Below are 20,326 nucleotides of genomic sequence, written 5' to 3' on the forward strand. Positions count from 1 at the left end.
CCCATGTCCACCCCCGCGAGGTACCGGCCGGAGATCACGTCCTGGTTCACCTCCACGCGCACCAACAACGGCAATCAGTGTGTCGAGGTGCGGTTCGACGGTGACGCGGTGCTGATCCGCGACAGCAAATACCGCCGCGACCCCGCGAACAGCCCCGAACTCGAGCCGGTGATCACCGTCGGCGCGCCCGCCTGGATGGCATTCCTCCGCACGGTCGTGCACGGTGGCAGCGAGGGTGACCTGCACGTTCGCCCGGCCGCGGACGGCGCCGCGGTACTGGTCCACGGCACCACCGAGCTGTCCTTCACCCCCGGCGAGTGGCAGGCGTTCCTGGCCGGCGCGCGTGACGGGGAATTTGACCGCATCCCGGTGGCGACCGCCGCGCAGGGGTGAATGCGGCGGCGGCGCGCCGCCGCCGTCGGCATACTGGAGGTCGTGACTTTCGACGTGACGACTCCCTCGGGCATCGATCTGACCTATCGCGACGACGCTGTGCGGGTGCAGGACGACCTGTTCGCGCACGTCAACGGCAAATGGCTGGACACGTACGACATTCCCGCCGATCGCGCGGTCGACGGAGCGTTCCGTACCCTCTACGACCAGGCCGAACTGGATGTCAAGAAGATCATCCAGGATCTGGCGGCCGGAACCGCGGCCTCGGTGCCGGACGAGGAAGAGGCGCGCAAGATCGCCGATCTCTACAACAGCTTCATGGACGAGGAGGCGGTGGAGGCCGCCGCGCTCACCCCGATCGCCGCGGAATTGGCGGCGGTGCGCGAGGTGAGCGATCGCGCCGAATTCGCCGCGCTGCTGGGCCGGCTGCAACGCACCGGTGTGGGCGGGGCGGTCGGCGCCTACGTCGATACCGACGACAAGAATTCGCAGCGCTATCTGATCAACCTGACCCAGTCCGGGCTCGGGCTGCCGGACGAATCGTATTATCGCAACGACGATTACGCCGAGATCCGCACCAAATACGTCGAGCACATCCGGCGCATGTTCCAGCTGGCCGCGATCGACTACGACCCGCAGCGCGTCTTCGAACTGGAACGCAAACTGGCCGCCGGACATTGGGACGTGGTGCGCCGCCGCGACGCCGAATTGAGTTACAACCTCACCACTTTCGCCGACCTCGCCGCCGCGAATCCCGAATTCGACTGGGCCGCGTGGACCGAGGCGCTGGCCGAGGGCGTCTCGGCCTCGGGACCCGAGTTGTTCGCCGAAGTGATTGTGCGCCAGCCCGATTACGCGCGCACCTTCGCGCAGGTCTGGGCCGCGGAGCCGCTCGAGGACTGGCAGGCGTGGGCGAGCTGGCGGGTGCTGCGGGCGCGAGCGCCGTACCTGACCGCCGCCGTGGTCGAGGAGAGCTTCGACTTCTACGGTCGCACCCTCACCGGCGCCCAGGAGAATCGCGAGCGCTGGAAGCGCGGCGTATCGCTGGTGCAGGATCTGCTCGGCGAAGCGGTGGCGAAAATTTATGTCGCCGAACATTTCCCGCCCGAGGCCAAACAGCGCATGCAGGAGCTGGTGGCGAATCTGATCGAGGCCTACCGCCGCAACATCAGCGAACTGGAGTGGATGAGCCCGCAGACCCGCGAGGCCGCATTGGCCAAGCTGGAGCGCTTCACCCCCAAGATCGGTTACCCCGACACCTGGCGCGACTATTCCGCGGTCCGTGTCGATCCCGCCGATCCGGTGGAGAACTACCGCAGCGGTTACGCCGCCGACCACGACCGCGATCTGAACAAGCTCGGCGGTCCGGTCGATCGTGGCGAATGGTTCATGACGCCGCAGACGGTGAACGCCTACTACAACCCGGGCATGAACGAGATCGTGTTCCCCGCGGCGATTCTGCAACCGCCGTTCTTCGACATGAACGCCGACGACGCCGCCAACTACGGCGGCATCGGTGCCGTGATCGGGCACGAGATCGGGCACGGCTTCGACGATCAGGGCAGTAAATACGACGGCGACGGCAATATGGTCGATTGGTGGACCGAAACCGATCGCTCCGAGTTCGGTAAGCGCACGAAGGCGTTGATCGATCAGTACAACCAGTTCGAACCGAAGGCGCTGCCCGGTCACACCGTCAACGGCGAATTCACCATCGGTGAGAACATCGGCGACCTCGGCGGGCTCTCGATCGCGTTGGAGGCCTACAAGATCGCCCTCGGCGGCGCCGAGCCGCCGGTGATCGACGGCCTGACGGGCCTGCAGCGAGTGTTCTTCGGCTGGGCGCAGGTGTGGCGGACCAAGGCGCGCGACGAGGAGGCGATTCGCCGGCTGGCCGTCGACCCGCATTCTCCGCCGGAGTTCCGGTGCAACGGTGTGGTCCGCAATCTGGACGGTTTCCACGAGGCGTTCGGTGTCGAACCGGGTGACACGTTGTATCTGGAACCCACCGAGCGCGTGCGGATCTGGTAGCTAGCGCGGCAGCTTCGGTTCGATCTGTCGGTCGTAGATGGTCTGCAGGCGATCGGTGATATCGGCGAAGGCCGACTTCACATCCCGGTTCTGCAGTCCGATCTGTTCCAGCCCGGTGCCGATGATCTGATCGGCGCCGGGCAGGAACACCCGGGCATAGTCCTGTGAGCGGGTCAGCGGCAGCTGATCGACGGCGGTCGCGAAATTGCGGTTGGCGGCGAGGAATTGCTGTTCCGACGGATCGCGGACCGCCGACTTGCGCACCGGGATGTAGCCGGTGGCCTGCGAAAAGTAGGCGGTGTTCACCGGATTCGTGATGAACTCGACGAAGCGCACGGCATTGGCCTTGCGCTGGTCGGAGATGCGCGACGGAATCGCCAGCCCCGCACCGCCGGTGGTGCATCCCGGCCCGTTCGGATGCGGCAGGAACGCGGTGGCGAAGTCGAGCTTGCCCGCCGCATTGGCGACGATGCCCTTGATGTCGCCGGTGGAGGTGATGGCCGACCCCACCACTCCGGTGCCGAAATCCACGGCCAGCTGGGGGCGGATGGCGGCGTAGCGTTTGCGATTGATCATGTCGCGCAGGAAGTTTCCCGCCTCGGCCGTGCGAGGATCGGAGAACTTCAGTGTCCACCGATCCGAGTAGGCGCCACCGAAGGTCCAGTTCGGTCCCTGAAACGTCCAGGCCAGGTAGTTCTTGGCATCACCCCAGCCGTGCGCCCACTTCCCCGCGCCGATGGCGCGTTGCAGTTCGGGGCCCCATTCGTCGAATTCCTGCCAGCTCTGCGGGCCACGGTCGGGCAGTCCGGCTCGGGCCCACAGGCCGCGGTTGTAGCAGAAGATCTGCGTCGAACGCGCATACGGCAGCGCCCAGAGTTTGTCGTCGAACCGGTAGTCGTCCACGAAGCTGTCGACGTAGTCCGCCAGCGGTACCGCCGCGGCGGCGATGTGTTCGTCGAGCGGTTCGATGGCCTTGTTCAGTGCGTAGTTGAACCACCAGACGTCCGAGAGCACCACGACATCCGGCAGCGCGCCGCCGGTCAGCGCGGCATTGAACTTCTGCGCGACCTCTTCGTAGTTGCGCCCGGCGTCCACCAGCTTCACCGTCAGCTCGGGGTGCTGTGCGTGGAACCGGTTGATCAACTCGGTTTCCTGATTCTTCGAGGTGCCCGGATGGTTCGACCAGAAGATGATCGTGTTCGGGTCGCCGCCGGCTCCGGTGCTGCCGCCCATCCCCGCACACGCCGACAGGGCCGAACCGGTGGCCGCCGAGGCGGCGATGAGAAATCCGCGGCGGGTCAGTGTGCGCGGTCGGGTCACGGCACTCTCCTCGAGCGAATCAGCCTTTGACGGCACCGGTGGTGAGGCCCTTGATCATGTGCCGCTGTAGCAGCACGAACACCACCAGAATCGGCAGCATGGTCAGCAGGGTTCCGGCCATCACCGGCCCCCAGTTGGTGACGCTCGGATTTTCGGTGTTCTGTAGCAGCGTCAATCCGACGGGCAGGGTCGCGACGCCGGCATCGTCGGCCATCAGGAACGGCCACAGGTATTCGTTCCACTCGTTGACGAGCGTAACCACCGCGAACGCCACCATCGTCGGGCCGGACATGGGCAGCACCACCCGGACCAGCAGCTGCCACCAATTAGCGCCGTCGATGCGGGCCGCCTCGATCACCGAAACGGGCAGGGAGAGAAAATGGTTGCGCATCAGGAAGGTGCCGAACGCCACGCCGCACAGCGGCACGATGATGCCCGGCAGCGTATTGCGCCACCCCACCTGGGCGATCAGGGAGTAGTTGGAGATCACGGTGATCTGGTTGGGCACCATCAGCGCGGCGATGACGGCGAGGAAGATCAGCGTCTTACCCGGAAAGCGCAGGAAGACGAGTCCGTAGGCGCTGAAGACGCCCAGCGCGAATTTGACCGCGGAGACCACGGCGGTGACGATCAGCGAATTACGCAGGAACTTCCAGAACGGCAACGTGGTCGTCGCCTCGCGATAGTTCTCCGGATGCCAACTGCGCGGCCACCACACCGCCGGCTGGGTGTAGATATCGGGCCGCGCCTTGAACGAGGTGATCAGAATCCAGAACAGCGGCACCCCGACGACGATCAGCACGCACACCATCGCCGCGTAACCGAAAACTGTCGCCGCCAGGCGTTTCCGAGTGCTCGTCATTCGTCTCGATCCATCACTCGCACCTGGATCAGCGTGATGACCAGCAGCACGACGAACATGATCGTCGCGACCGTGGCACCGTATCCGGCGCGGAAATTGCGGAAACTCTCCTGGTAGACCTGATAGACCATGGTGGTCGTACCGGTGCCCAGTGGTCCGCCTCGCGTCATCACGTTGATGATGTCGAAGACCTGCAGCGAATTCAGCATGACCGTGATCGACAGGAAGTACGTCGTCGGCCGCAGCTGCGGCAGCAATACCCGGGTGAAGGTGGTCCAGCGTCCGGCGCCGTCGATCGCGGCCGCCTCCAGCAGTTCTCGCCGCACACCCTGCAGTGCGGCGAGATAGATGACGAACGTGTAGCCCAGGTTCTTCCAGATGTAGGTCACCGTCACCATGAACAGCGCCCAGTGCGGATCCTGATAGAAATCCGGCACATTCGTGATGCCGATGCGATGCAGCAGGTCCTGCACCAGGCCGAAGCCGGGATCGAAGATGAACTGGAACGCCACCCCGACCGCCGCGCCGGAGATCACGAACGGCGCGAAGATCACCGAGCGAACCACATTGCGGCCGAACAGTTTCCGATCCAGCAGCAGCGCCAGCGCGAGGCCCAGCACCATACTGCCGCCGACCGCGAAGGCGGTGAAGATCACGGTATTGCCGACGATCTGCCAGGTGTCCGACCGCGTCCACCACTCGCGGTAGTTGCGGACTCCGATGAAGTGGGCGAACGGTTCGGCGAGATTCCAGTCGGTGAACGACAGCCGGATGTTGTCGACCAGCGGGCGGTAGACGAACAGCCCGAGCAGCACCAGATTCGGCACCACCAGCACCAGGAACAGCCCGTAGTCGCCCCACGGGCGGTGGCGCAGCCCGCGTGCCCGGTTCGAGGGCAATACCCGTTCGGGCCGTCGACGCACGTTCGCAGCCTGCCGCTCTCGTGCGAACACGCGGTGAAATCCCGACGCCGGGCGCCTGAACGGTGTGCGCGAACTCCCGGCGGGGAGCGTGGTCTCCGACACCCGGGTCATGCGCCGAATACTAAGTGGCCGAGCGCGTCCGGCGGCGGGAATCGGCGACAGCGCCGTGCGGTGAGGGGCGGCAACGACAGCGGCCCCGGAGCGCATTGGCTCCGGGGCCGCTACCGAACAGCGTTTCGGTTCAGCTCCAGTCGCCCATACCGTCGCCTGCGCTGAAGTTTCCGGTGGAATTCGTCACCACCACGGGATCACCCTTCTGCGCGTTCTCGAAGAACCACTGGGCGTCCTCGGTGCTGACGTTCAGGCAGCCGTGGCTGGAGTCGGACACACCCTGCTGGGCGAGCGACCACGGGGCGGCGTGCACGAAGATGCCGCTGTTGGACAGCCGGGTCGCGTACTCGACCTCGAGCTTGTAGCCCTGCGGATCGGTGATCGGAACCCCGTAGGTCGAGGAGTCCATGATCATCTTCCGGTTCTTCTCCCCGACGTAGTAGGTGCCGTTGGGGGTTTCGTGGTCCTTCTTGCCCATCGAGGTCGGCATGGTCTTGATGACCTCGCCGTTGCGGGTGACGGTGATCATGTGGGTCGCGTCGTCGGCCGTGGCGACGACCGCATCGCCCACCTTGTAGGCGACCTTGGTGCCGCCGGCCTCGACGGTGATGTCGGAGTTGGCGGGCCAGAACTCCTCCGGCCGCCACCGCACCTGCTTGTCACCGCGCCAGTAGAAGTGGCCGTGCGTGGCATTGCTGGAGGTGATCCGGATGGCCTTCTCCGCCGCGGCGTGGTCGCCGACCGGATCCTTGAAGTTGATGATGATGGGCTGCGCGACGCCGACCACGTCGCCGTCGCCGGGGCTGATGCTCGGCGCGGCGAAATTCGCCTGCGGCAGCGGCGGCGGGTTCTTCACCGGCGCGGCACCGGGTTCGGGCTGCGGCGCCTGCACGACAGCGGGAGCGCCGGGAACGTCGGGTCCGCCGGGCCACAGCGGCGCTGCCGAGGCGGGCGCCATCGCGATGGCACCGGCGGCGGTCACCGCCAGGGAGGTCACCGCGAGGGCTAACAGGCCGGTCCGCTTGGACAGGCTGGTCTCGTCCCGAACGGGCTTCCGACAGGTTGTGGTGCGCACAGCCGTTTCGTCCTCTCCCACCTAGATCGCGCGCCACGGCGCACAGGAATATTCGCGCGCGGGTGCGCGAATGGTCAATCAGGCCCCGGCCCGGCATCCATTACTACATCTCTCGCGGGCATCGGCCAATTGTGTTCCGGCAGTTATGAAGTCCGCATCGCGCGTGTGTGATGCGTCACCACGGGTCGCCGGCGTAGTGGTGACAGGGTGAAAGTCCCGTTCGCATCGGCGAGTCGGATTCGGGGTCCGGACGGGCGGACGAGAGCCGGATCGATACCCAGCAAACCTCATTGTGAGACAAATCACCTCACGGGTGGCGGATTCCCTCCACAGTGAATCGGATTCCGCGGTGTGGACCGGTCGCGATGTTGTGCGGCACCGAGCGCGGAATTCGGCCATGACGATAGCGCGGGAGCAGCGACAGCTCGACTCGGGAAACGATGGTGGCGAGCGCGATCCGCAGTTCGTAGTCGGCCAGGGTGGCGCCGAGACAGCGGCGATGGCCGCCGCCGTAGGGCAGGTATTCGAACGGCCCGTACCGGCGGTCCAGGAACCGCGCCGGCCGGAACCGCTCGGACTCGTCCCACGTACCGGGATCCGAGTGCACGAGCGGAATCGCGACCCCCATCGTGTCCCCTTCGGCCAATTCCACTCCGCACACCGTGTGCGGTCCGGTCAACCGCCGCAGCACGATCGGCACCGGCGGATGCAGTCGCAGCGTCTCCTGACATACGGCATTCAGATACGGCAGACCGGCCAGCTCCTCGGGATCTGCGTCGGGCCCAACGGCACTCAGTTCGGCGCGCAGCCGGGCCAGCACGCCGCGGTCGCGGTGTAGCCGGAACAGCGCCCACACCAGACTCGTGGCAGTGGTTTCGTGACCGGCCACCAACAGGGTGCGCAGTTGTTCGCGCAGATCGGCGTCGCTCACCCCGCTGCCGTCCTCGTAGCGGGCGCTCGACAGCACGCCCAGCGCGCCGTCATCGGGCGTACCGGTAGCCCGCCGCGCGCCGATGTCGGCGTCGAGCAACGCGTCCAGCCGGGTGCGCGCCCGGGCGAATCTGTCCCACGGCGACATGCCGAATGCGCTGCGCCGCAAGGCGGGAACCAGCATCAGCGGTCCGGTGAAGGCGGAGAGGAATTCGCCGACCGCCGCGGTGTAGGTGTCACGCCGGAGCGGGTCGTCGGCGCCGAAGATCAGCGTGAGGATCACCCGCAGCGTCAGCGCTCGCGCCGCCACCTGCGCATCGATCACCGTCCCCGGCAGCCACGCCGGACCGGCGCCGGCGCCGACGAGCTCGTCGCGAGTGCTGTCCCGAATTACCGTGCCGTACTGCGCAATTCGGGCGCGATGAAATGCGGGCGCCAGCACAGTGCGGTCGTTGCGATGGCGCTGATCACGAGCGAGTATCAATGAGGCCGAACCGATAAGCGGTTCAATGGGATTCGGTTGCGGCGGATGCAGAATTCCGATCGGCGACCGGAGTAATTCCTTTGTGCCACCGGGTGTTCCTGTGAACAATACCGCGCCGAATCCCGGGAAGCGGACCAGAAACGGGTCGCCGTCGCGCGCGCGACGCAGCCGGAAGTACCGATCGAAATCGATTCCGGCCGCCAGCGCGTGCGCCGCGACCCACCGCGGCTGCCGGGGCGCGGCCCGTTCGCCGGAAATCTGCGGTGTGCGGTCCCGGCCTGCTGTTGCTGCGCGCATACCCAGCACACGAGACAGTCCGGCCCCGGGTTCGAAGCCCCCGCGCGCCGCCGTCAGCCGAGTGCCGCGCGGGCCTCCGCGGCCAATCGGGCCAGGCGCCCGTCGCCGATCGTATTCAGCGAATTGCCCAGCCGATTGGTGACGAAGGCGACCGACATGCCCGATTCCGGATCGGCGAACGCACCGGAACCACCCACGCCGTAGTGGCCGAATGCCCGGCGCAGCGGACGCCGGGAAGCAATCGGCGGCCGGTGGTATCCCAGCGTGAACGGTACGGGTACGCCGATGACGTAGTCGCGATGTTCGCTGCGTTGCACATGGTTGACGTACTCGATGGTTTCCGGGCGCAGCAGCGGTTGGCTCCAGGTCTCGTCCGGCAGCAGCACCCGGCCTTCATTCGCCAGGGCGCCGTACATCCGGGCCAGGGCACGAGCGGAGAACACCCCGTTGAACCCGGGCATCACCGAGTCGTGGACGCGCGGATCGCCGACCAGCACATCGAAGCCGGCCGGCATCCCGGCCTCGGCGATCGCACCGACCGTGCGGCTGCGGGCGATGACCTTCGAGGCGGTATCCCAGCGCAGTCCGGGGATTCGCAACCGCGGGAAGGTGCGGGCGATGCGGTGCCGCTCGGATTCAGGCACCCGGTACCAGAACTCCTCGGTCTGCAGCGGTTCGGCGATCTCGTGCCGCAACACCTCGGTGAACGGCTTGCCGGTCGCGCGCTGCACGATTTCGGCGACCAGCCAGCCGAAGGTGACCGCGTGATATCCCGACCCCTGCAACCGGCGCGGATCCGGTTCGGCGGCCGCCAGCGCCGCGATCATCGCGTCGTAGTCGAGAATGCCGTCGGCGTCGGCGGCCAGGCCGCGCACCTTGTGCAGTCCCGCGCGATGGGTGAGCACCTCGCGCACGGTGATGTCCTGTTTGCCGTTCTCGGCGAATTCCGGCCAGTATTCGGCCACCGGGGCGTCGTAATCGACCAGTCCGCGTTCGGCGATCCGATGCAGCACCGTGGTGACCACACCCTTGCCGGTGGAGAAGCTCAACGCCACCGTGTCGGACTGCCAGCGCTGGTCCGGCGCCGACCATCCGGCCCACACATCGACGACGGGCTGCCCGTGCAGAAAGATCGCGAAGGCGCCCCCGCCCCGGTTGGGTCGCGGGAACAGCCGGAAGAAATGGTGCACGACCGGCACGAATCGCGGGTCGATGACCATCTCCGGTGCGTCGTCGGTCTCGGCGGCCTGCGCCACCCGCGCCGCTTCCGCCTCGGCTGCCTGCTCCGATCGTGCCGAATCCACCGTGTGTCGACCTCCTGCCGCCGCATGCCGCGGCGTCGTTACCCCTACCCGCCAGGGTAGGACAGCCCGGGACTCGTGCTCAGTGTACGGCGGGGACCTGCCACATCCCGATCGGCGTCGCGAGACAGAGCGCGCCCGTTCGGGAATCCCATGCCAGCGCCGCCGAGCCGAGACAGACCGTGCTGCGCTCACCCGAGACCACCTGCGCCTGCGAGCCGTTCATCGCGAAGGAGAGTCCGATCCGGCCGGGTACATCCTCCGCGGCGAGGGAGGTGAAGGCGAAGGCGTCGGGGCCCATACCGACCGCGACCGGCAGTCCGGCGGCGCCCTCACTGGCCCCGATCCCGCCGCCGGCGCCCAGGCCGAGGGCGACCGCACCGGCGGTTGCCTTGGCATAGCCGACGCCATCGATTCCCGCCGACCGCGCGTGCCCGGAATCGTCGCCCATCGCCCGGCACGCCGTGGCACCGGCGACGATCGTCATATCGCGGTTGCGGTCGGCATCGCAGTGCACGGCGGTTGCCGAGGCGGTGCCGGTGGCCCAGCACACCGCGGCCCCGGCCGCGACGGCCCATCCTGTAATCGCGCTCATCACCTTCACGGAGTGCTCCTTTCGGGCCGGCAGCCCTCACCATAACCGCACCCCGCGGCGGCCGACCCGATCCGCGCCGCGCGGCCGACCCCGCCCCGGGCACGGAAAACGGGCGGCGACTCCGGTGTGATACCCGAATCGGCGCCCGTTACAAGGGTCGTCGTGCCGCCGATCAGATCGGCGCGAAGCCCGCCCCGGCGCCACCGTGCGCATTCATGTCGTTGACGATCGCCGACATGTTGGTGCCGACCTCGGGCCCGAAGCAGGCCACCGCCAGATAGGCGTTCACCATGCCGACCAGAGTGGTGCCGATGACGACGGGGGCGCCGGAGTCGCCCTCGACGACACACATCTCGGCCCACGTCTCGTCGGTCTGGAAGACGTCGCCGAAGGCCAGGCCACAGGTGTTACCGGTGGTCCGGCCTTCCTTGCAGATGATGCTGGGGAACTGGGCCGGGGCCCCGATCCCGGTGATCGTCACATTGCCGATGCGATTGACCGGAGTGACGTGACCCGGATCGAACTGGATGACCGCATAGTCCAGGTCGTGGTTGGAATAGACGAAATGTCCGATCACGCCCGCGCCGCGGTCCTGTTCGGACCACACCTTGGAACCCGCCTCGCCGCAGTGACCGGCGGTCAGGCCGACCAGGCGGCCACCGGCGTCGTGCCCGATAGTCGTGACGGTGCACTCGAACTGGTTGTCGATGATGATGCCGGAGCCGCCGCCGATCACCGGCGATCCGGGACCGGCTTGCGCGACCCCCGAGCCCGTCCCGAGCAGCGCTGCGCCCAGAGCTACGGCGAAGGCGGCATGAGCCGCCCTGACGAGTTTGTTGAACATTTCCCTCCAGACGTCGGAAGTCCGCACGATATCAGCCTTGTCGTACTACATCCTTGCAGTTGTCGGGCCCGAACGCGCCCGGTATGCGCATGCAGTTTGCTGGATCGATGCCGTGGCCGCGTGACGACACGTGCGAGGCCGACGAGATGCGACACCTGCTCACGACGACCGCTGTTTCGCGGGTACTCGCTATAGGCTTTCGTCAGTATTCGGGGCAAATCTTAATAACGAGAATTTTAATCCGATAAAACAGGTATCGGATCTCGAGTTGGACATTCGATCAGTAAACTAGAACGTGTTCTAGGAAATGGTCGTCTTCTTTGTGATCGATACCAGTCGGGTGCGCCCGATCACAGGTCCGGAACCAACGTGATCTGGGTCTATGACCACAGCCACACTTTGTGGTGTGTTTTTCCTAACTCCGTAGTAAGGTGCCTCAAGCGAAACAGTCGTCGGGGCGGGTAACCGGCGTCGAGAGGGGTAGCCAGTGCAAGTCACCAACGGTCCGGACGGGTCGGGGGCAATTAGTTCACCATCGAGAATGAGTGCCGCGGCGGACTGGACGAAGGCGTACTGGCAGGATCATCCCAAGCGGTCTCTCGAGACCTTCGGTCGACAGATCACGATGGGCTTCTCGGCAGTCGCGGAACTGTTCGTCGCCATCTTCCGTCGTCGCTTCCCGTTCGGTGAATTCGTGCGGCAGTGCGCATTCATGGCCAGCGTCGCAGCGGCCCCCACCTTGCTGGTCGCAATTCCGATCGGCGTCATCGTCTCCATTCAGGTCGGTTCGGTCGCGCAGCAGGTCGGCGCCACGTCCTTCATCGGCGCGGCCAACGGGCTGGGCATCATTCAGCAGGGTGCGCCGCTGGTCACCTCGCTGATGATCGCCGGCGCCGTCGGCTCGGCCATCTGCGCCGACCTCGGCTCCCGCACCATCCGCGAGGAGATCGACGCCATGAAGGTCATGGGTGTCGACCCGATGCGCCGACTGGTGGCCCCCCGGCTCGGCGCTGCCATGCTGGTGTCGGTGCTGCTGTGCGGCTTCGTGATCTTCGTCGGCTTCCTGACCGGCTACATCTTCAACATCTTCGCCCAGAACGGCACACCCGGCTCCTATATCGGCACATTCGCGTCGTTCGCGGTGACCAGCGATTTGCTGGTGGCGTTGATCAAATCGCTGATCTTCGGCCTGCTGGCCGCGATCATCGCGTGTGATTCGGGCTTGAACACTCGCGGCGGCCCGGGCGGTGTCGCGAACTCGGTCAACACCGCCGTGGTGCTGTCCGCGCTGATGCTGTTCGGCACGAATCTGATCATCACGCAGATCTACAACGCCCTGTTCCCCCCACAGATGGTTTGAGCCGGTGTCGTCAACTTATGTTCCGCCGCTACTGCGGCCCCTGCAGCGGATCCGCAGCTCCGCCGGCGCCCCGCGGGACTGGCTCGCGCGGGTCGGTCACCAGGTCTTCTTCTTCCTGCGCTCGATCGGCTCGATGCCGTTGGCGCTCAAGCACTATCCGAAGGAAGTCTGGCGGCTGCTTTCGGACGTCACCTGGGGTAACGGCAGCCTGATCGTCGGTGGTGGCACCATCGGCGTGGTTCTGATCCTCAGTGCCTTCGGCGGTATGACCGTCGCCATCCAGGGCTACACCTCGCTGAATCTGCTCGGCTTGAGCCCGCTGACCGGTGCGATTTCCGCCTTCGCGACCACCCGTGAGCTCGGGCCCATGCTCGCCACCCTCGCATTCGCCGCACAGGCGGGCTGCCGCTTCACCGCCCAGTTGGGTTCGATGCGCATCGCCGAGGAGATCGACGCGCTGGAGTCGCAGGCGATCCGGCCGCTGCCCTATCTGGTCAGCACCCGGATGATCGCGGCGATGATCGCGATCGTGCCGCTGTACTGCCTGGCGCTGCCGGTCGCCTACCTGTCGTGTTCCATCACGGTCGGGTTCATCGGTGGCACGGCCTCGGGCACCTTCCAGCACTACTTCTATCAATTCCTGGTACCGCACGACGTGCTGTGGTCGTTGCTGAAAGCCATTCTCTTCGTGGCGATCACGACCTTCATCCAGTGCTACTACGGCTTCTTCGCCTCGGGTGGTCCCGAGGGCGTCGGTGTGGCCGCGGGCCGGGCGATCAAGCTCTGCATCATCGCGGTCGTCTTCGCCGACCTGTTCATGACGCTGGCCATCTGGGGCGTGAACCCGGGCATCAGGATCTCGGGATAGGGGCCTGAATATGATCATCGATCCGAGTGGCCGCGGACCGACGATGCGGCAGCTGCTCATCGCGGGCGTCTGCGGAATCGTCGTCATCGCCGCCGCGCTGACGCTGCTGATGGCCCGCTACAAGGGCTACATTCTCAATCCGAAGGTGGAGGTCACCGCCAATCTGACCACCACCGGCGACGGCCTGCCCGCCCAGGCCGACGTGAAGTTCCGCGGCGTGCTGGTCGGAGCGGTCAAGGATGTGTCGGTGGCCGCCAAGGGCGAGCTGCAGCAGGTGCACATCAATATGAAGCCGGACTACATCTCCGATATCCCGGCCAACGTCACCGCTCGCGTGGTCCCCAGCAACCTGTTCGCCGTCACCTCGGTCGAACTGGTCTACAACGGTCCCGACAACGCCTCGCTGAAGGCCGGCTCGCAGATCGCCGAGGACCACAGCCAGGGCACCATCGCGCTGCAGGACACGCTCACCACGGTCCGCACGATCCTGAACAAGATCGACCCCATGCAGCTGGGCCGGGTGCTGAGCACCCTGTCCTATGCGCTGGACGGCAGCGGCCGGGTACCCGGCTCCACCGTCGAGCGGCTGAACAACTGGTTCACCCAGGTCCGCGCCGCGGTGCCGGATCCGGAAGGCACGCTGAACGATTTCTCCGCCTCGTTCCACGCGCTCAACCAGTCCGCGCCGGATCTGATGACGACGCTGTCGGAATCGGTGAAGACCGCGCAGACCATCGCCGACAAGCGCAGCGAGCTGGCCGGCCTCATCACCGGCACCTCGGCGACCATCGACAAGGTCAACAACCTGTTCGCCCGCAACCCCGACGTCGGTAAGCAGCTGACCTCGGGCACCGGCGACATGTTCGGGGCGCTCACCGAGGACCCCGACGCGATCCCGCAGGCCATCGCGAACCTGAACGCGTCGGTCCGCAAGCTGAGCACCACGTTCCACTGGGGTCCGCAGCAGCAGATGATCTGGAACTTGGGCTTTACCCTCACGCCGTACAAGCCGTACGACCGGTCCGACTGCCCGCGCTACGGCGACATGGCGGGGCCGAGCTGTGGCACCGCCCCGGTGGTCTCCGATATCGGCCCGCCGACACCGGCGCTGAAGCCGCGCACGCTGGACGCGTCGCAGGGACTGCCGAAGCTGCCGCCGATGCCGGGCCTGCCCGCCATTCCGGGCGTCACGACCGGTGACACCGCGCAGACGGCAGCTCCGCAGCAGGCGCCCAAGCCGGGCAACCCGTTCGCCGGAACTCCGTTGGAGGGTCTGTTCCCGCAGCTGCCGGGCCTGCCGGGTGCGCCCGCGGCCCCCGCGCCGCAGCCGGCTCCGGCCGCTGCTCCGGCGTCGGACGGGCAGAAGCCCACTGCGGGGCCGATCGCCTACTACACCGGACGTGACGCGATGAGCGCGCTGCTCGGCCGGGATCCGACGACTGCCGAATATCTGCTGCTGAGCTCGATCCTGAGGGGTGGAACCTTGCAAGTTTCCGAAAGCGGTGCCAGCTGATGAGAGGAATTCGCAAACCGCTGATCGGGTTCGGTATCTTCGCCCTCGTCTCGATCCTGGTGACCGTGGTCATCTGGAATACGCTGGCGCGCACCGTGAACGGTTCCACCCACAGCTATTCGGCGATCTTCACCGATGTGCTGGGCCTACGGGAGGGCGACGACGTCCGGATGGCCGGCGTGCGCGTCGGCAAGGTCACCGACATCGAGGTCGAAGGACAGCACCAGGCCAAGGTGTCGTTCATCGTGCAGAGCGATCAGACCGTGTACGGCAACACCAAAGCCCTTGTCCGGTACCAGAATCTGATCGGCCAGCGCTATGTGGCGCTGACGCCGGGCAACAAGGGCGACAATTCGGCGTTGCGCAACAACGCGACCATCCCGGTCGAGCGCACCGAGCCCTCGTTCGATATCTCGGGTCTGCTCAACGGTTTTCAGCCGCTGTTCGAAACCCTGCAACCCCAGCAGGTCAACGACCTGACCAACACCTTCATCCAGGCGCTGCAGGGCGACGGTGTTTCGCTGAGCTCGTTCATCACCCAGGCCGCCGCGCTGGCCGGTGACTTCCAGCGACGCGACGTCATCCTGGCCGACGTGATCACCAAACTGTCGGGCGTGATGTCGGGACTGGCGAAACGAGGTGATGAATTGGAGACACTGGTGACCCAGACCCGCGCGCTGATCGGCGGGCTCTACGAGCAGGGACAATCTCTGCAGGCTTCGACCGTCCAGATCGCGAATGCCACTTCCTCTCTGGTGAACATGGTCGATCAGGTGCAGCCGAAGATCGCGGCCGCGCAGAACTCGAGCACCGCGGCGCTGACCATGCTGATCAACAACGGCTCCAAGCTGGACCAGGCCGCGATCGACCTGCCCGGCATCCTCGCGAACGTCGGTAAGTTCACCTCCGACGGCGCCTACTCCAAGGCGTATCTGTGCACGCTGGACGTCTCGCTGTACGGGGTGCTGTTGCCGCGAGGTCTGGTCAGCCAGATCGGCGGACCCAACCACTCGGCGGTGTGCCGCCCATGACGACCTTCGGTACGCGAATCAGGAATCGTTTCCAGAGCAACCGCTTCTTCTGGCTCGGCGTCATCGGCGCCGTTCTCATCGTGGTGCTGCTCGTGGTGTCCAGCAGTTACAAGAAACTGGGCGTCGGCACCAAGGACGTGCAGGCGGAATTCGTGCAGACGGCCGGCGTCCAGACCGGTGACAAGGTGAACGTCGCCGGTGTGCCGGTCGGCACGGTGGCCGGAGCGAAACTCGAGGGTGACCACGTGCTGATCACCCTGCACGTGAACAACGACGTGAAGCTCGGCCCCGATACCCGTGCCTCCATCAAGATGGCCACGCTGCTGGGTGCGCGCTACGTCGATCTCGACCCGGGCAACGGTAAGGGCTTGCCGGGCAACCGGATTCACAAGTCCAACACCAAGGTGCCCTACGACCTGGCCGACGTGGTGCAGATCGGCACCCCGAAGTTCGAGGCGCTCGACACCGAGAAGCTGGCCGAATCGCTGAAGGTGCTCGGCGACCAGATCGACGGTTCGCCGCAGCTGACCGCGCAGGCGCTCGACAGCGTCGGCGCGCTCGCCAAGACCATCAACGATCGGCGCGACCAGGTCGACGGTCTGCTCAAGGATCTGGACAAGGTCACCAAGATCCTCGGCGACAACCGCAACAGCCTGCTGCTGGTGATCACCCAGGGCGAGGCCATCGCCGGCCGGGTGATGGAACGCCAGGAGCTGCTCAAGCAACTGCTGAACAACACCGCGACCCTGACCAAGCAACTGCAGCAGATCGGCGCGGAGAACAACAACCAGCTCGGCCCGACGATCGAACAGCTGAACACCATGGCCCAGGGTCTGCAGAAGAACAAGGACAACCTGGACAAACTGTTGACGATCATGCCCGCGTCGCTGCGGCAGTTCAACAATGTGTTCGGCAACGGCCCCTACGGTGAGGTCGGTGTGCCGTGGCTGTTCCCGGACAACTGGTTGTGCTTCGCGCGAGTGATCGAGGGGTGCCAGGGATGATCCTGAACAAATGGCTGGCCCGCGCCACCAAGACGGTCGCGATCGGCGCGGCCGTACTGGTGGCCGGCAGCTGCGGATCGGTGCAGAACGCGGTGGGCGGGTCGACCCACATCACCGCTGATTTCCGCAATATCGCCGGCGTTTTCGAGGGCAATCCGATCACCGTGCTGGGGCTCGAGGTCGGCAAGGTCGACAAGATCATCCCCAAGGGTGAGTTCGTCGAGGTGCACATGACGGTGAACCACGACGTGGACATCCCGAAGAATGTGACAGCGGCGATCGTGTCGCCCTCGATCGTGACCAATCGGCACATCGAGCTGACCCCGCGCTACACCGGCGGCCCCAAGCTGCCGGACAACACGCACCTCACGGTGCAGCAGACCCGCACCCCGGTCGAACTGGACACGATGATCAAAACCATCGACCAGTTCACCGCCGCGCTGAAGCCGGCGCCCGGCCAGAGCCAGGGACCGCTGTCGGGCACGCTGCTCTACGACATGGTCAACGGCCAGGGTGAGCGGATCCGCGACACGCTCAACGCGCTGTCGGGGGCGTTGAAGGTCGGCGTCGACAACAAGGACGCCATCTCGACCATCATCATCAAGCTCAACGAGCTGACCTCGATGCTGGCCGACAACGACCAGTCGGTGCGCGAGTTCAGCAACAAGGTCACCCAGATGTCGTCGTTGCTGGCCGAGCAGGCGCCCGGTCTGCAGGCCACGCTGGATCAGCTCAACGACTTCCTGGCCAACACCAGCGGCGTGTTCAGCCAGTACCAGAGCCAGTTGTCGGAGAGCCTCACCGGGCTCACCAAGGTCACCGACCAGCTGCGGCAGAACGCGGCCGGCGTGGTCGAGACCGTCGACGTGGCGCCGCTGCTGCTGCAGAACCTGGACCGTTCGATGGACCGCAACCGCGGCTTCGTCCGCCTGCACGCGGTGCTCGGCACCGCACTGTCCGGCGAGATCGTCAGCCTGTTCTGTGAACGCATTCAGATGAGGGCCGACGGCTGCCGGACCGGCAAGATCGAGGATTTCGGACCCGACCTCGGGTTGTCCGCCGCACTGTTGGGACTGACGAAATGACGGTATCGACGCGCCTGCGGCGCACCTGGCTGGCACTCGGCGTCTCGGCGGCCGTGGCGGCCTCCGGCTGCGGTCTGACCGTGGAGAGTCTGCCGCTGCCCAAACCGGGGCAGTCCGGTGAGACCTATACCCTGCACGCGATCTTCGCCAACGCGCTCAACCTGCCCGATCAGGCCAAGGTCAAGATCGGTGGTTCCGATGTCGGTGTGGTCACCCACATCGCGACCAAGAACTATCAGGCCATCGTCGACATGAACGTCCGCAAGGACATCACGCTGCCGCGCGATTCCACCGCCGAACTGCGCCAGGCCACTCCGCTGGGCGATGTGTTCGTGGCGCTGTCGAAGCCGAAGTCCGACGAGACCACGCCGATGCTGAAGGACGGCGACACCATCGGCATCGACCACACCTCGGCCGGCGCCACCGTCGAGGAGTTGCTGCTCTCGGTGTCGATGCTGTTCAACGGCGGCGGCGTGGCCGCGCTGACCAAGCTGACCTCGGAACTGGATTCGATCGTCGGCGGCCGGCCCGATCAGCTCGCGAGCCTGATCAAGCAGATGACGAGTGTGGTCACCACGCTGCACGCCAACAGCGAGCGCATCGACAGCACGCTCAACGGCTTCGACGCGCTGACCAACACCATCGAGGCCAATCACGACCAGCTGGGTCAGGTGGCGGATTCGCTGCCGCAGATGATCGGCGCCATCGCGGAGAACAACAAGCAGATCGGTGATCTGCTCGGCAAGATCTCCACCACCAGCGCGGCGCTCGGCGATTACGCCGATACCAGCCACGATCAGCTGGCCAGTCTGCTCGAGAACGTGCACAGGCTGATGGACGCGCTGTCGCGAGCCGGCAACGACCTGGGTCCGGCGCTGGACGCACTGCACGAGATCCGGCCGAAGGTCGACGCCTCGTTCAAGGGCAACACCCTCGCCGTCGCCGCGACTCTGACCCAGCTCGACATCGGCCTGCTCACCGACCCACCGCACAGCAAGTTCTGGGATCTGCGCGATCTGCAGGACATGGCGGGCAGTCTGATCCAGGTGCTGCAGATCGTCTACGGCCGAGTGACAGGGGGCCACCGATGAGCTGGCTGCTGCGACACAAACTGCTGCTGTCCACGATCGGACTGGTGATCGCCTTCGTCGTGGGCGCGACGTACCTGGCGGTGAACGTGATGCGGATCAATCCGCTGCGCAGCACCTATACGGTCACGGTCGCGCTCGACCGCTCCGGCGGCCTGCAGCCGGGCAACGATGTCACGCTGCGCGGATTCCGCATCGGCAAGGTGAATTCGATCAAGCTGGCGAATCGCGGCGCCTCGATCGCGGCCGAGGCCCAGATCGACACCCGGTACAAGATTCCGAAGGCCACGCAGGTCGTCGTGCACGCCCTCTCGGCCGCCGGTGAGCAGTACATCGACTTCCAGCCCGAAAGCGACAAGGGTCCGTACCTCACCGACGGTTCGGTGATCCCGTTCGACCCGCAGAAGGTGCAGACCCCGACGCCGGTGTCGGCGGTGCTGGAGAACGCCAGCGGGTTCTTCGACCAGATCGACCCGGACCGGTTCAGCACCATCCTCACCGAATTCGACACCGCGCTCAGCGGCGGACCGGATCAGCTGCGGGACATGGTCGATGCGCTGAGCCTGGTGACAGCCGGTCTGGACAATCTGCTGCCGCAGACCACCAACCTGCTCACCAACCTGCGCACCATCGCGTCCACTACGTCGAACGCGCAGCCCGATCTGAGCACCCTGACGCAGAACTCGTCGACGCTGTTCACCCAGTTCAACAACGCCAACGACGAACTGCGCAAGGTGCTGGACCAGGCCCCGGCGCAGATGAAGTCGCTGGGCGCCACGCTGGACGAGACCACCGATCCGATCACCAGCCTCGCGACCAACTTCGTGGCCGTCACCAAGGCGGCGCAGCTGCGGCTGCCGGCACTGCGGGCGCTGTTCCCGTCGCTGGTCGTCGGCAGTTCGGCGATGGGGGTGCCGGCCCACGACGGAGAGTTCTATACGATCCTCGATATCTGGCCGCGCCCGTTCTGCCAGTACTCGCACGCGCCGGTCGCACCGTATGTCGCGACCGACGGGACGTTCCCGAAGTACAACTATTGCACCAACGCACCTCCGGACCAGCAGATTCGTGGTTCGGCGAACGCGCCGCGGCCCGACGTTCCGAACAACGGAGCGCAGATGCCGTCGGGTGCCGATCCGAACGCTCGGACCCCGAAGCCGGTGCGGTAAGTAGAGTGGCCCGAAACATACGGCGTGGTTTCCACATGCCGG

Annotated in this window: 18 protein-coding genes; 10 read left to right on the forward strand and 8 right to left on the reverse strand. The window is 66.0% G+C overall.

Annotated elements, in window-relative coordinates:
* Positions 1-3: 3 nt before the first annotated feature.
* Both A5789_RS14425 and A5789_RS14430 read left to right on the forward strand, forming a co-directional pair.
* Entirely contained in the window at positions 4-393 is a 390-nt protein-coding gene (locus tag A5789_RS14425; RefSeq protein WP_064906249.1) for a DUF397 domain-containing protein, read from the forward strand.
* Positions 394-2,424 carry a M13-type metalloendopeptidase gene (locus tag A5789_RS14430; protein WP_082940713.1) on the forward strand — a complete coding sequence of 677 codons (2,031 nt, stop codon included), beginning with the start codon at positions 394-396 and terminating at the stop codon, positions 2,422-2,424. It begins immediately after the preceding gene.
* Here A5789_RS14430 and A5789_RS14435 read toward each other — a convergent pair whose 3' ends face one another.
* The 8 genes from A5789_RS14435 to A5789_RS14470 all read right to left on the reverse strand — a co-directional run bounded on the left by A5789_RS14435 (position 2,425) and on the right by A5789_RS14470 (position 11,166).
* On the reverse strand, positions 2,425-3,744 hold the full coding sequence (locus A5789_RS14435; RefSeq protein ID WP_227463101.1) for an ABC transporter substrate-binding protein: 1,320 nt from the start codon (positions 3,742-3,744) through the stop codon (positions 2,425-2,427). It lies immediately after the preceding gene.
* Between the two features lie 19 nt (positions 3,745-3,763).
* A complete protein-coding gene (locus tag A5789_RS14440) occupies positions 3,764-4,606 on the reverse strand; it encodes a carbohydrate ABC transporter permease (protein WP_064906251.1) in 843 nt (280 codons plus the stop codon).
* Positions 4,603-5,529: a carbohydrate ABC transporter permease gene (locus A5789_RS14445; RefSeq protein WP_064906365.1), complete on the reverse strand. Its 927-nt coding sequence runs from the start codon at positions 5,527-5,529 to the stop codon at positions 4,603-4,605. The genes A5789_RS14440 and A5789_RS14445 overlap by 4 nt, the downstream gene beginning before the upstream one ends.
* A gap of 241 nt (positions 5,530-5,770) precedes the next feature.
* Positions 5,771-6,670 carry a L,D-transpeptidase family protein gene (locus A5789_RS14450; protein WP_030514075.1) on the reverse strand — a complete coding sequence of 300 codons (900 nt, stop codon included), beginning with the start codon at positions 6,668-6,670 and terminating at the stop codon, positions 5,771-5,773.
* A 352-nt stretch (positions 6,671-7,022) separates the two neighbouring features.
* The gene (locus A5789_RS14455) at positions 7,023-8,426 is read right to left on the reverse strand and encodes a cytochrome P450 (RefSeq protein ID WP_082940725.1); all 1,404 of its coding nucleotides are present in this window, start codon (positions 8,424-8,426) and stop codon (positions 7,023-7,025) included.
* Positions 8,427-8,479: 53 nt separating this feature from the next.
* Positions 8,480-9,646, reverse strand: coding sequence for a serine hydrolase domain-containing protein (locus tag A5789_RS14460; protein ID WP_064906368.1), 1,167 nt, complete (start codon positions 9,644-9,646; stop codon positions 8,480-8,482).
* A 163-nt stretch (positions 9,647-9,809) separates the two neighbouring features.
* Complete coding sequence (locus A5789_RS14465; RefSeq protein ID WP_227463104.1) at positions 9,810-10,322, reverse strand: DUF6764 family protein; 513 nt, start codon at positions 10,320-10,322, stop codon at positions 9,810-9,812.
* Positions 10,323-10,494: 172 nt separating this feature from the next.
* A complete protein-coding gene (locus A5789_RS14470) occupies positions 10,495-11,166 on the reverse strand; it encodes a hypothetical protein (RefSeq protein WP_064906254.1) in 672 nt (223 codons plus the stop codon).
* Positions 11,167-11,707: 541 nt separating this feature from the next.
* On the opposite strand from A5789_RS14470, the gene A5789_RS14475 reads away from it, so the two are divergent.
* Genes A5789_RS14475 through A5789_RS14510 form a run of 8 tightly spaced genes read left to right on the forward strand, consistent with a single transcriptional unit; the run spans position 11,708 to position 20,284 of the window.
* Positions 11,708-12,526 (forward strand): ABC transporter permease, encoded by an 819-nt coding sequence (locus A5789_RS14475; RefSeq protein WP_030514080.1) that lies wholly within the window; start codon positions 11,708-11,710, stop codon positions 12,524-12,526.
* Between the two features lie 4 nt (positions 12,527-12,530).
* Positions 12,531-13,394 (forward strand): ABC transporter permease, encoded by an 864-nt coding sequence (locus A5789_RS14480; RefSeq protein WP_030514081.1) that lies wholly within the window; start codon positions 12,531-12,533, stop codon positions 13,392-13,394.
* A 10-nt stretch (positions 13,395-13,404) separates the two neighbouring features.
* Positions 13,405-14,907, forward strand: a complete 1,503-nt coding sequence (locus tag A5789_RS14485) for an MlaD family protein (RefSeq protein ID WP_064906256.1) — start codon at positions 13,405-13,407, stop codon at positions 14,905-14,907.
* A complete protein-coding gene (locus A5789_RS14490; protein ID WP_064906258.1) occupies positions 14,907-15,938 on the forward strand; it encodes an MCE family protein in 1,032 nt (343 codons plus the stop codon). Before A5789_RS14485 ends, A5789_RS14490 begins: the two co-directional genes overlap by 1 nt.
* Positions 15,935-16,942 (forward strand): MCE family protein, encoded by a 1,008-nt coding sequence (locus tag A5789_RS14495; RefSeq protein ID WP_063017376.1) that lies wholly within the window; start codon positions 15,935-15,937, stop codon positions 16,940-16,942. The genes A5789_RS14490 and A5789_RS14495 overlap by 4 nt, the downstream gene beginning before the upstream one ends.
* A complete protein-coding gene (locus A5789_RS14500) occupies positions 16,939-18,027 on the forward strand; it encodes an MCE family protein (RefSeq protein ID WP_063017374.1) in 1,089 nt (362 codons plus the stop codon). The genes A5789_RS14495 and A5789_RS14500 overlap by 4 nt, the downstream gene beginning before the upstream one ends.
* On the forward strand, positions 18,024-19,118 hold the full coding sequence (locus A5789_RS14505; protein WP_064906259.1) for an MCE family protein: 1,095 nt from the start codon (positions 18,024-18,026) through the stop codon (positions 19,116-19,118). Before A5789_RS14500 ends, A5789_RS14505 begins: the two co-directional genes overlap by 4 nt.
* A complete protein-coding gene (locus A5789_RS14510) occupies positions 19,115-20,284 on the forward strand; it encodes an MlaD family protein (protein ID WP_064906261.1) in 1,170 nt (389 codons plus the stop codon). The genes A5789_RS14505 and A5789_RS14510 overlap by 4 nt, the downstream gene beginning before the upstream one ends.
* Positions 20,285-20,326 lie beyond the last annotated feature (42 nt).

This window comes from Nocardia sp. 852002-51101_SCH5132738 (genome assembly GCF_001665695.1).
Lineage (GTDB): Bacteria > Actinomycetota > Actinomycetes > Mycobacteriales > Mycobacteriaceae > Nocardia > Nocardia nova.